Consider the following 12,785-nt stretch of genomic DNA (forward strand, 5'->3'; position numbering starts at 1 on the left):
AACAGCAACAGCAACAGCAAGGCGATTCTGACTCCAAAGACCAGAATGACCAAAATCAGCAAGGTCAGCAAGGTCAGCAAGGTCAGCAAGGTCAGCAAAATGATTCTTCGCAAAGCTCTCAGGATCAACAACAAAGCTCCAGTGGCAAGTCGCAAGATCAAAGCAGTAACCAAGATCAACGCGGTAGCCAAGACCAAAACTCATCTCAAGGCCAACCTGAAAATCACTCTGACTCTGAAAAGTCTAAACAAGACGACAAGCAAGCCACGCAACAAAGTAACAGTGATCAGCCGAAACAGAGTGACCAAGAAGGCGCTACACCTCAAAGTGCTAGCGCACAACAAGCTTCAAAAGAAGATGGTGAGCAAAGTAGTCAGCAAGCTGTAGCACAAACCTCAGATCAACCTCTGTCGAGCGACCCTGACATGCGAAAACTTGAGCAAGTAGAAAGCGCCCGTGACCCGAGCCAACTGCTTAAAGCGCAAATGATTTTACAAGCACGACAAAAAAGTGCTCCTAACAACCAGAACAAAAAGTGGTAACCATGCGATTTTTAAACAAGCCATTTTTATCCGTACTCCTAACATTGTTGTTGGGAGCTTTCTCGTCCTTCTCAGTATTGGCTGCAAACGCCGTGGCGAGCGTTTCACATAACAGTGTCACCAAAGATGAAGTGTTCCTTCTTAGAGTTGCAACCGATGAAAAGGTCTCCTCTGATGCTCTAGATCTAACAGCGCTCCAGCAGGATTTCTATGTTGGCACACCAAACTTTGGGTCTTCGATGCGAATCGTCAATGGCAGCCGTTCGGTATCAAGTGAATGGAACATTAGCCTTGCTCCACTGCGTTTGGGTAAGTTGCAAATCCCGAGTTTTGATATTGAAGGGGCAAAAACCAAGCCTATCACCATCAATGTTGCAATTAACAAAGCCGCTCCAACTCAACATGATATGGCAGAGTTCCAGCTTAATCTCAGCAAGAACTCGCTGTACCCAGAAGAAGTGGCTGAGCTTGATGTAAAACTCATCATCAAAGCTGACCCAAGAAGGCTGCAAGATCCTAAAATAGCGCCACCGAGCTCGCCGGGCTTAGATGTGGAACCTATTGGTGAATCGAAGCAATTTCAAGATGTTCTCAATGGACAAGAGGTGACGGTAGTTCAACAGTCTTTCCGTATCTCGTCACAAAAAGCAGGTCAATTTAAGCTGAACGGGCCGAAGCTAACAGGAGCTGTTGTCTACTCAACCAATAACTCTAGTACAACACGTTTGTTCCAACTCGACACACCCGTTGAAACCTTAGATGTCACCGTAAAGGATGTGCCAAAAGGCTACAAGGGTGAGTGGTTACCAACATCAAACTTCAAATTGATACAGCAATGGTCGGATAGCCAAGGTAACGAATTAACCAGTACCAATGGATTAGAAGGCGACAAGCAAGCCATCGAAATAGAAGCGGGGGATTCTTTAACTCGTACTATTACCATGACGGCGAGTAACTTAACGCAGCACCAACTACCAAAACTGAATATCACCTACCCTAAATCGGTTCGTGTTTATGAAGAAAAACCGCAATTTGGCACAACACAGTCCGGCGATGCGGTGGTGGTGCATAAACAGGTTCTAATCCCAAAAGAGGCAGGAAAAATCTCACTTCCGGATGTTTCCCAAGCTTGGTTCAATACTGATGCCCAATCAGAACAAACCAGTAAAGCTCAGGGCCTAGAGCTAACAGTAACAGCAAGTGATCGTGTTGTATCAAGCACACCTCCTGTTGCTAGCGCGCCGCTCCAACAAACAGCACCAACAGTGATTAACGTCGATAGCCCAGGATTCTGGCCTTATCTCACCGCCCTATTTGCAGCTTTGTGGCTAATCAGCTCAGCATTGGCATTCTACTTCTGGTCACGCCGCGGTGTAACGACAAAACCAACACACACTGTTGAACGTCAATCAGATACCGCAGAAGCGCTTATTGAAGCTCTAAGAACGAAAGATGGCGTGATGACCAGAACCTTATTTGAGCAATGGAAATCTGAAAATACAGATCTAAGTGATGAGACGTTACAAACCGTTGAAGCCGAACTCACCAAGCTAAACCAAAGCCTTTATGGTGAAGCCGGTTCACCAGCCCAAACATGGAGCCCTGAGCTGGCAATCAAAACGGTGAAGAAGCCCAAGAGAGTTGCGAGTAAAAAGCATAATAGTTCGCTAGAAAATCTTTAGTCGACGCTGTTCATCAAGAACAGTAAAACACAAAGGCCGTTGATCATCTTGAGATCAACGGCCTTTATTTTAAGAAAGAGAGGCTGTGACTTTTTTACGTTTTAAGGCAGAAACGATTCGATTTCTCCCAGAGTCTTTGGCTTGATACAAGGCTTTATCTGCCTTGCCATACAGTAGGTCGAAGTCAAACTGGTGCTGATCAGAAGTTATCGAGGCATAGCCAACGGATGCCGTTAAATATGGGCTGGTACTACTTTCACAATGCAGGATTTTTGCCTCTTCAATGCATTTTCTAATCGACTCTGCACGTTGCTTTGTCTCTGAGTGATTCGTGCCAATCATCAACAACATAAACTCCTCTCCGCCAATCCGGCAGAAGGTTTCTTTATCATTGTGAACATGGGCATTCAGTATCTCACCTACCGTCCTCAGAGCCGCATCCCCTTCAGTATGACCATAGACACTGTTGTACAAACCAAAGTGGTCGAGGTCGACAAGAATCAAGCCAAATGTAATTTCGTTCTGTAAGGCAAAGGCACCTTGATCGTCACCGTTCAAGTCTTCTAGAACCTGCGACAACATACGGCGGTTTCCAAGGCGCGTAAGAGGGTCAAGCTTAGAAATGATATCCAATTGCTCATTCGCCAACTCTAGCTCTTGGGTACGCTTACTGACTTCTTGCTCCAATGTTTCATTGAGCTTTTTCAGTTCTTCTTGAGCCATGGTTCTTTGCAGCACCTCAGCAAGGCTCGAAGCGAAGATACGTATTACCTCACGAAGCTGTGAGGTTAAAGGACTGCGAGTTAATAGGTTATCAGCAGCGATAAACGCAATCGGCTCACCCGTATTGGTGGTGAGCATGGTCATTGCCGTCCAACCGACTCCCACAATATTGAAATCGTGATAGATAGGAACTGATTCTTCAAAGGCAACTTGATTAGGGCAAGCACGAGCTGCGGCGACAATGTCACGCTCCACCAGCTCTGAGCGATAATAGGATTCATCGACAATATCGCCTTTTATGTCCGTGCCCCACGTACCTTGCATGTAACTGCAATTTTTATCGGTGAGGAAAACAGCCAGTCGGTCGATGCCTAAATGCTGAATCGCAAAGCTCACTGCAGATTTACACACTTCACTGACGGTATCGCAGCGAGACAGCTCCACCATACTTGAGTGCAGCATGCGTATATTTTGTTCTTGGCGCTTACGAATGTAGATCTGAGAAAGCAGAGATCCAAAGGATTCAAGCATCTGCTTTTGATAATTGGTGATGGGTGAACGGTGAATGTAGTTATCCATCGCAATCCAGCCGACGGGTTTATCGCCTTCACGTAAGATCAACATGCCATTCCAACCTTGCCCTACGACCTTGCCTTCGGTGTATAGCGGCGCTTTCTCAATAATAACTAGGTTGATGTGATTGTCAGACAACGCCTCAATGTATTCGGCTTCAAGTTGATGTAAATCGTACTGAGTATGATGCTCGCTGTTAGTTTTTCCCCGCTCATCGGTGCCGTAAGTGCCACTAAAGCAGCGCTTTTTCATATCGAGTAACATGAAGATCGCACGGTCAAAGCCTAGACGGTCGCGCACTGCCTCAACAGAAGCCTTATACAAAGCATCCAAAGAGTCCGGATTAGAAAGCTCTAACGCGACCTGATGGACTAGTTTCATGTTCTCAACAAATAGCTCTCGCAGCTTAATTTCATCAAGGTACTGCGCTTCACGTGTGTCTCTGTATTTTATCTCCAGCGCAGCGTTCTTTTCCGCACGAATACACTGCCAGCGAGCTGCGGCTAGTTGAAGGACATCAAGATCTTGGTCGAAGGTTTGGTTGATCTGGTGAGCATTGCAATTTTGAACAATTAAATAAGTTCTGCAGACAGGCGCGTTGTCTAGCATCATGATGAACGACTCACCACCCAGCACCTCCATGTGCTCCCACTTACAAGTATTGATAGACATTGGAAGCACACCATCTGCGGTATCGAATTGAGAAACCCATGGCCAAAACGTCGCAGGATAATTCTCCAGAGAGGTTAGCTCACCACAAGAAAATAAGGGTAACGAATCGCCTTCTGGTGTTGGCTCGGCAAATACTCCTATCCCTTTTGGTGCGAGCACCTCAACAAGGTAACCAAAAAGAGATTCTGCCAACAGACGGTGGTCGCGAGTAGCAGATATTTGTTTTGCAAAGGCTTTAACAGGCACAGCTTCCGTCCATTGGCTAATGAGATTGAAGCAAAAATACCGAAGCCTTGATATGCAATCAATGTAACTAAAAATGAGATGTTAAGCGGGTCGCAATTTCACTTTTTACATTATCACAAGCATGAGAAGGACGACAAAAATGGGATTTCCTGCCCAAAATTTCATCGACATTAAGACTTTTTTAGCGACATAAAAAAGCCCCACATTAGAGTGGGGCAAAACTTCCATCGCTTATAGTTATAGTGATAATTCTGTCGATCTATTCGATTATCTAACCTGCGTTTCAGTTAGCGTGCTGTCCTTTAAAAAACTAAAACAGCACTGAGTTAATCGAATTAACCAAAGTCACCGTTTACGTAACCTTTAGTACGATCATCTTTTGGTTCGCTGAAGATAACACTCGTTTCGTTGTGCTCTACAAGCTCTCCCATTAGGAAGAAAGCCGTGCGGTCTGAGATACGACGCGCTTGCTGCATTGAGTGCGTTACGATAACGATAGTGAAGTCTTTCTTCAGGTCTTCCATCAATTCTTCAATCTTGTGTGTCGCGATTGGATCAAGTGCCGATGTAGGCTCATCCATCAGGATTACATCCGGTTCCATAGCAATCGTACGAGCAATACATAGACGTTGTTGCTGACCACCAGACAAACCAAATGCGTGTGCTTTAAGACGGTCTTTCACTTCATCCCAAAGTGCCGCACTGCGTAGTGAACTTTCTACTACTTCATCAATGTGTTTCTTGTCTTTGATCCCTTGAGCACGTAAACCGTAAGCGACGTTCTCGTAGATGCTCATTGGGAATGGGTTTGGCTTTTGGAATACCATGCCTACACGAATACGTAGGTCAGCCACATCAATATTGCCGTAGATGTTTGTGCCATCCATATCCAGCTTACCTTTGATAGTAACGCCTTCAATTAGGTCATTCATGCGGTTCAAGCAACGCAGCAGCGTTGACTTACCACAACCCGATGGGCCAATCAGTGCAGTAACCTGACGCGTTGGAATTGGCAGGTTGATAGATTTAAGCGCTTGGTTGTCGCCGTAAAACAGATCCAGGTTCTCAATATCAAATTTGTTCATATTCGTAATCTCTAAATTCTTAAATTCGTGTCTAACTTGATGCTTTCTTTATCACGGTGGCTCTCTTTATTGTTGAGCCAGCTAATGAGCCTAGTAAGTTGCCGTGTTGAAGCGTCTCGCAATCAGTTTTGTAACCATGTTGATCAAGAGAACCAATACGATTAGGACTGTCGCCGTGCCGTAGGCTTGGTTCCACTCATCGATAGTAAATAGCTCTGTTGTCAGCTTATATAGGTGAACCGTTAGTGTACGGCCAGAATCGAATACCGACTCAGGAACACGTGCCACCATACCTGCTGTTAAAAATACAGGTGCTGATTCGCCAATTACACGACCAATACTAAGAATGACCGAAGTTAAGATACCTGGCATTGCGCTTGGTAAGATCAAACGCCAGATAGTGTAGATTTTTGAAGCGCCAAGGCCGTATGAGCCTTCGCGGTAAGTTTGTGGCACTGCCATCAATGCTTCTTCTGTAGTACGAATGATTACAGGAAGAATCAGGATACTTAGCGTTAGTGCACCCGACAGAATCGAGAAGCCAAGACCAAGAATCGAAACAAAGAAGGTCATACCGAACAGACCAAAGATGATCGATGGGATACCAGCTAGCGACTCAGTACAGAATCGAATCACTTTCACCAATCGGCTACCTACTTTCGCATATTCAGTTAAGTATATCGCCGTCATGATGCCTAGTGGTGCGGCTACCGCAATCGATGCAATTACCATGTAGATCGTGGCAATGATCATTGGAAAAATACCACGCTCTTCACCAGTACGAGTGTAATCGTCAGTGATGAAGTTCCAATCTACATATTGCAGACCGTTCGATAGGATGTACCAAATAATCCAGAATAAGAAACCAACGGTTACAGCTGCAGCTGCCCAGATAAAACCTTTTAGGATGTTATCTTTGGTTTGACGTGCTTGTTTTAGTTTTACGCGATCCATATTACTTATCCTCGCCTACTTCGCTTTTTCACGGTTAAGATAAAGTAGAGCACCATTTAACATCATGATGAACACTAGAAGTACAACACCTGTTGCGTACAGTGCGTTAGCGTGAACGCCACTTGCGTAAGACATTTCAATTGCAATGTTTGCTGTTAGCGTACGTGCAGAGTCCAAAATACCTTCTGGCATTGCTGGCGCGTTACCCATCACCATGATGATTGCCATCGTTTCGCCAAGTGCGCGACCGATACCCAAAATCACACCAGTCATAATGCCTGAACGTGCAGCCGGAACGAGTAGCTTAAAAATCGTGTAGATTTTCGAAGCACCCAGTGCAAGTGAACCTTCTTTGTATGTACGAGGTACAGCACGAATCGAAGTTTCAGAAACCGTTATAACGGTAGGAAGAATCATGATACCCAGAACAATGATACCCGCCAGGATAGTGTTACCTGCTGGTACTTGGAAAATGTTCTGAATCATTGGAACGATAATTACTAGACCGAAGAAGCCGTAAACTACCGACGGGATACCCGCTAGAAGCTCAACTGCTGGTCGAATAATATCTGCAAGACGCTTGGGAGCAATCTCAGCAATAAAAATAGCGGTTAATACACCTACCGGTACACCAACAACTACAGCTCCAAGTGTCGAAACAATCGATGCAACAATCATAGTTGCAACACCGAATAGAGCTGGAGGTAACCAGTCAACACCCAGAACGATGCCAGAAACACCGGCCTCTTGGAATGCAGGGATACTCTCTGCAACGATAAAGTAAGCGATAACGGCTAGTGATACGATGCCGATTATAGCACTCGATAAGAACAAGCCGTGGAAGATTCTTTCTCTCCAGTCAATGCGCTTCTTAGCACGTAGACTTGGCTTGTTGATTTGAGTCGCTTCAGTATTCATAAGCTTTTCACTATTTGCGATGGTCATATATAAAATCTCAAACTTTGTGGCTCAATAAGAGCTCGAAATAAACAAAGTTGAAAGAAAAGGCTCAGCCTAAAGCAGGCTGAGCAATAATTAAGATTGAGTCAGTTAAGATTAGTTAACTGTGATGTAGCCTTTCTTACCAGCGATAGCTTGAGCTTCATCTGCAACCATCCAGTCTAGGAATTGTTGAGTTTCAGCTGTTGGAGCTCCGGCTTTGTAAAGAACTAGGAATGGGCGAGCAACTTTGTAAGAACCGTTCTTAACGTTGTCTACAGTCGCAGCAGCGCCGTCGATAGTTAGAGCTTGAACAGATTCGTCAACTGTACCTAGAGAGATAAAGCCGATAGCGTATGGGTTGCTTGCTACAGAAACTTTAAGTGCGCCATTACCGTTTGCAACTTGTGCACGTTGAGAGATAGCCGATACTTTCTTATCGCCAATCTTCTTCTTAAGCTTCATGATGTCTTCGAATGCGCCACGTGTACCAGATGCAGTATCACGAGTGATTGCTACGATTGGCTTGTCAGCACCGCCAACATCTTTCCAGTTAGTGATATCGCCTTTGTAGATTGAAGTGATTTGCTCAGCTGTAAGAGCAGATACTTCGTTATTTGGGTTTACAACAACTGCGATCCCGTCACGAGCGATAACTAGCTCTTTCAGGTCAGCTGTTTTCTCTTCTTCTTTTAGGTCACGAGAAGAGATACCAAGGTCAGCACTTCCATTTTTTGCTGCTTTGATGCCTGCAGAAGAACCTGGTGCTTGAATTTCGATGAACACTGGTTCGCCTTTATTCATGTAGGTTTCTGCAAAAACTTCAACCAGTGGAGAAGCACTGTTAGAGCCAACTACAGAGATAGTTTCTTTAGCTGAAGCTGTATTCACTGTTAGAGCGCCTAGTAGTGCGATTGCACCGATAACTGTCTTTTTCATCACAAATTTCCTTTAGTGGCGTTATTGCCGTAATGTTTTGCTTGAACGAGGCCTACTTTAGAATCCGAATGTGACAGTTGTGTTTCACTTAATTGAAGCCTATATGACAACTACAAATTAATGGCTAATTTCTCTCCTACTCGACTAATTGATAGTCGCGCGCCCATCAGATGCAGTTATTGAATGCAGGTCTCACCATCGTTTTAGCACCAAAAAACTAGATTTCCCTCTCTATTTATATCCAACACTAACCAATATATTTCTCTATTTATCAATCAAGCGGCCCTAAGACGATGGATAAAAAGATGCACCTTTATCGCCATTTCGAACAATAAACAACCATCCATATCAAATACCTATCGCATATAACGAAATCAAAGCCTTTATTGATTGAATTGTCAGTCTCATTAGTTAGAATCGCCAATTAATTCTAATAATAATAATTCTCATCTATTTATTTTATTCAAAAAAGGACATTACATGCGCCAACTTCTCAGTGGCTTATCAATCAAAATACAAATTCTTATACCCGTACTATTTTCCGTCGTTTTACTTTTAGCCGGTGTCATTATCGGTGGTGAAAAGCTAGAAAGTGCATTCAAAGATGTGTCAGTAGCAACCGACCAATTAATCTTACATAAAGAAGAACTCAGCGAAATCGTCGACAACAGCTATGGCATGCGTATCAAAGCGATTTACAGTCTATTCAATGCTGATGACGTAAAAACACTGGTTGAAACACTAAACCAAAAACGTGATCAGAATACTCGCCTACTGAATTCATTAGACACAGTGCCAGGCATGCAAGATGAAGTAGCGGCGATGAACAAAGCGATGAATCACTATGTCGACTTTTCTCGCACCACCATGCTTCCTCTATTAAGAGCGAAACACGGCGATACATCACTCTCTTCAGATTTTGAAAACCGCTACCAGATCGCAATCGACCAATACCGACACGCGGGTAATGACATGGTGCAAGCGATCAACACGCTTTCTAAAAAGTTGAATCTGCTTGCGACTCAAGAAGTCGACATCAATGGTCAGCAACACACCAGCACACTCGATACCGCAACCATTGCGCTTCTAGTGATCCTATCTGTAGCTCTAATTATCAGTTGGACGCTGGCTGGTATCATTGTTAAGCCGATCAGCAACATTCAAGAAACGATGCGGGAAGTAGCAAAAGGTAACTTGTTAGTTAAAGCAGAAGAGTATGGCGACAACGAAATCTCACGCCTAGCGCAAGACGTAAACCAGTCTGTTGAACAGCTGCGTGACACGGTAAGCTCGCTGTCTCGAATCAGTATCGAAGTGGCTTCTGCGTCGACAGAGCTGGCGGCTGTAATGACACAGTCCAGCGTTAACTCAGACCAAGAGAAGCAAGAGGTGGAGCAAGTTGCTTCTGCTGTGAACCAATTGGAAAGCACAGCAGCACACGTTAATGAGAACGCAGTACAAGCCGACTCAGCGTCTAAGCAAGCTGACGAAATGGCGACACACAGCATGAGCTTGTTTAATGAAAGCAACAAAGCTAACGAACAGATGGCGATTCAGCTAAGCGAAGCTGCAAATGTTGTGGGTACGCTAAAAGAGCACTCTGAACAGATTGGTAAAGTGATTGAGGTGATTCAAAGTATCTCTGAACAAACTAACCTACTTGCGCTTAACGCAGCAATTGAAGCCGCTCGTGCAGGTGAAAGCGGGCGTGGTTTCGCAGTGGTTGCTGATGAAGTTCGAATGCTAGCGGCACGTACACAAGATTCAACCAAAGAGATCCAAACCATCATAGAAGGTTTGCAGGTTCAATCCGGTAACGCGAATGAAAGCATGAGCAGCTCATTATCTATGCTGGAACACAACCAAACTCTTGCAGGTGAAGTAAGCGCGGCGCTTTCAGGCATTGCTAACTCGGTAACGGACATGACTGAGATTAACACTCAGGTTGCCTCTGCCGCCGAAGAGCAAAGCCAAGTAACCTCAGACATCAACCGTAACATCTCAAACATCTACAGCCTAGTAAGCCAAAACGTTACCGGCATTACTCAAGCCGCTGCAGCAAGCCACGAGCTTTCTAACCTAGCAGAACAACAGAAGCAGCAGTTGGATTACTTTAAGGTATAGGCTTCAAGGTACGAAGTTCAAGGCAAACAGATTCAGGCTGTATGCTCTTTAGAACTCGCCGATAAACAAAAAGCCAGCCATCATGGCTGGTTTTTCGCTTTTAGACACTACTGACGAGATTCAGCCGCTCGAATTCTTTCAATCGCTTCTACCCTTCTAAGCTGTTCTGGTAGGAAATGTTCAGTCCTAAGTTGCGCAATCTTCTCTTGTTGTTCGGTTTTTGATAGGAATGAATCTTTCAAGACATCATTTCGTTCTGCGAAGTAGACCTCTAACGAGTCTTCAAAGGCCGCTCTTTGTTTATCAAGTGCTTCAAGTCTCTGGGTTGCTTCTTCACCGACAAGTTCGCTTCTCTTTAAGTATTTACCCTGTTCATCGAGACCTTCAGAGCTAGAGAGCTGTTGGAGTAACACCTGATTCTGGTGACTCGACTGAACATAATCAGGTTGCTCAGATAGATAGGATTCGAGTCTTTGTTGGTATTCTTCATCCTCTAATCCCTCCTGTTTCAGAAGTAACTTTTCTAAGGCGATTTCTCTCATTCTGTTGTCGTGCGTAAACAGAATACTTATCTCGCTCTCACTGAAAAACTGAGCTTGGAGGTCAAGGAGCGCTTGATTGAGTGCACGTAGATCATCAGCGGAAATGGATGTGGTACCGAACTGCACGTCCAACGATGTCAGTGCCGACTTATACTCAAGATATTTGGCAAACAGTGCTTCATCAACCACGGTTGTTGATGATTGTTCGTGGTGTTTCGCCACGTTGTCTCGAATATCTTCAAGGGTTAATTCTGTATTACCTGACACGAAATATTCCATCATGTCTTTTGCTGATGCGTTATCGATGTCGGTATCTTGCTGAGAGGTGACTTTCAATGAGGAGACGCGTTGTTCGTCGTCAGTATGTGTATCTTGATTATTTAGATATAAAAAGACCGCCGCTGTGCTCATCAGGGCTATCGTGGTTATCGACAAAATGGCGGTCTTTTTCATCATACTTCCCTTGTTTTCTTGTTAAACGGCTTTGCAGACTACAAGCCAGCCAACTTCAATCGATTGGCATGCTGACGATATAGAGTTACAGGATCTGTCTCAAACAAGTGGTGAATTCCCAATAACCCATTAATCTCATCTAGGTGGTTCATTTTGTAATCATCACCAATCACTTTGCCCAAATGCGCGCTGCATGCTCCTACTAAGCCATCATTAGGTTCGTTGAAGGCTAAGCCTAGGATTGTCATCGCTCCGTCGGTAGGATCAAGAAGGTTGGTAAAAGTGGAAGACCCTGTCCATGAATAGTAATAAACGCCGTTACTTGCTTGCCACTCACCATCGCCACACTCAGACGTCGGAACGCCCTCAGGGTAAAACTGGTTGAAGGCTAGCGAGCCTTCTGTGGTCAATGCTTCAAGAGAAGCGAGGCCGTCTTGGTCGAGATCCGTTCCACCAGATAAAAGGTTAATCAGTGTCGTTAATCCACCTGCTAATTTAACCGCGATACCTTCTGTGACAGAGCCTTCAGATACGTTCCCTCGAACGAGATCAGCGACCTTAGAACCTTTATGCACACCGCCAATACTGGTCACTGAAGCAACAAGATCAGGTCGAACTGACGCAACATAACGAGCCGTAGGCCCACCGTGGCTATGACCAACCAGATTCACCTTACTTGCTCCTGTTGCAGCTAACAGCGTTTCAACTTGGCTGAGTAACTGTTCACCACGGACCTCTGAACTGTTGGTTGCAGAGACGTGAGCGACATATACGTTCGCGCCATCTTTGGTTAGGGATTCAGGTACGCCATAGAAATAGTCAACGCCCGCTAATGTATCGAAACCAAACAGACCATGTACCAACATAATGGGGTATTTCGTTTCAGTGTATCCGCTGGCTTCTAATGCTGATGCGCTCGTTCCGGCATATACGCCAAAACTGGATAGGCAGGCTATCGTCCAAATTAATATCTTTTTCAATGCTCTTTCCCTAAACAGATTAGACCTCTGATGAGTAAAAGAACCGTAGATGATGATTTTATAAAACAGAAAGTAACGACTTCATATTTGTGATGGCGAACTTGAATTAAACAGGTGCGATGAACATCAGGCAAACAGAATCAGGAGAAAAAAACATAAGCAATTGATTAAATTAACATTTAACTAAGGTTGATGAGATTGTTCTTTCAATATCCCGACTCAAATATCAATTCAACATTCTCAATAAACCAAAATTATTCGACAAATAACCGTTTGGAAACAGGTATTTTTCAACCAAAACTCGTTGATAACTTGAGGCTTATTCCATTAA

At 44.4% G+C, this 12,785-nt stretch carries 9 protein-coding genes and 1 pseudogene; 3 read left to right on the forward strand and 7 right to left on the reverse strand.

The features are described 5' to 3' along the window. A pseudogene (locus AB4585_RS08875) lies at window positions 1-542 on the forward strand (hypothetical protein); the annotation flags it as partial. A 2-nt stretch (window positions 543-544) separates the two neighbouring features. After that, window positions 545-2,224, forward strand: a complete 1,680-nt coding sequence (locus AB4585_RS08880; protein ID WP_372169582.1) for a BatD family protein — start codon at window positions 545-547, stop codon at window positions 2,222-2,224. 69 nt (window positions 2,225-2,293) lie between these two features. On the opposite strand, the gene AB4585_RS08885 is transcribed toward AB4585_RS08880, so the two are convergent. The 5 genes from AB4585_RS08885 to AB4585_RS08905 all read right to left on the reverse strand — a co-directional run bounded on the left by AB4585_RS08885 (window position 2,294) and on the right by AB4585_RS08905 (window position 8,355). Continuing rightward, complete coding sequence (locus AB4585_RS08885; protein ID WP_372169585.1) at window positions 2,294-4,438, reverse strand: GGDEF domain-containing protein; 2,145 nt, start codon at window positions 4,436-4,438, stop codon at window positions 2,294-2,296. 335 nt (window positions 4,439-4,773) lie between these two features. After that, the gene (pstB, locus tag AB4585_RS08890) at window positions 4,774-5,523 is read right to left on the reverse strand and encodes a phosphate ABC transporter ATP-binding protein PstB (protein ID WP_004732036.1); all 750 of its coding nucleotides are present in this window, start codon (window positions 5,521-5,523) and stop codon (window positions 4,774-4,776) included. 90 nt (window positions 5,524-5,613) lie between these two features. Then, window positions 5,614-6,477: a phosphate ABC transporter permease PstA gene (pstA, locus tag AB4585_RS08895; RefSeq protein ID WP_017064256.1), complete on the reverse strand. Its 864-nt coding sequence runs from the start codon at window positions 6,475-6,477 to the stop codon at window positions 5,614-5,616. A 15-nt stretch (window positions 6,478-6,492) separates the two neighbouring features. Then, a complete protein-coding gene (pstC, locus tag AB4585_RS08900; RefSeq protein WP_050643356.1) occupies window positions 6,493-7,422 on the reverse strand; it encodes a phosphate ABC transporter permease subunit PstC in 930 nt (309 codons plus the stop codon). Window positions 7,423-7,533: 111 nt separating this feature from the next. After that, window positions 7,534-8,355 carry a phosphate ABC transporter substrate-binding protein gene (locus tag AB4585_RS08905; protein ID WP_017064254.1) on the reverse strand — a complete coding sequence of 274 codons (822 nt, stop codon included), beginning with the start codon at window positions 8,353-8,355 and terminating at the stop codon, window positions 7,534-7,536. A gap of 480 nt (window positions 8,356-8,835) precedes the next feature. Here AB4585_RS08905 and AB4585_RS08910 point away from each other — a divergent pair, with 480 nt between their 5' ends. Next, window positions 8,836-10,479: a methyl-accepting chemotaxis protein gene (locus tag AB4585_RS08910; protein ID WP_136981746.1), complete on the forward strand. Its 1,644-nt coding sequence runs from the start codon at window positions 8,836-8,838 to the stop codon at window positions 10,477-10,479. A gap of 107 nt (window positions 10,480-10,586) precedes the next feature. Here the strand turns inward: AB4585_RS08910 and AB4585_RS08915 are convergent, their stop codons facing one another. Both AB4585_RS08915 and AB4585_RS08920 read right to left on the reverse strand, forming a co-directional pair. Next, the gene (locus AB4585_RS08915; RefSeq protein WP_065583797.1) at window positions 10,587-11,474 is read right to left on the reverse strand and encodes a lipase secretion chaperone; all 888 of its coding nucleotides are present in this window, start codon (window positions 11,472-11,474) and stop codon (window positions 10,587-10,589) included. A gap of 38 nt (window positions 11,475-11,512) precedes the next feature. Further along, on the reverse strand, window positions 11,513-12,454 hold the full coding sequence (locus tag AB4585_RS08920; protein WP_372169588.1) for a lipase family alpha/beta hydrolase: 942 nt from the start codon (window positions 12,452-12,454) through the stop codon (window positions 11,513-11,515). Between the last annotated feature and the right edge of the window lie 331 nt (window positions 12,455-12,785).

Origin of the sequence: Vibrio sp. 10N.222.49.C9, assembly GCF_041474985.1 — a bacterium.
GTDB lineage: Bacteria > Pseudomonadota > Gammaproteobacteria > Enterobacterales > Vibrionaceae > Vibrio > Vibrio crassostreae_C.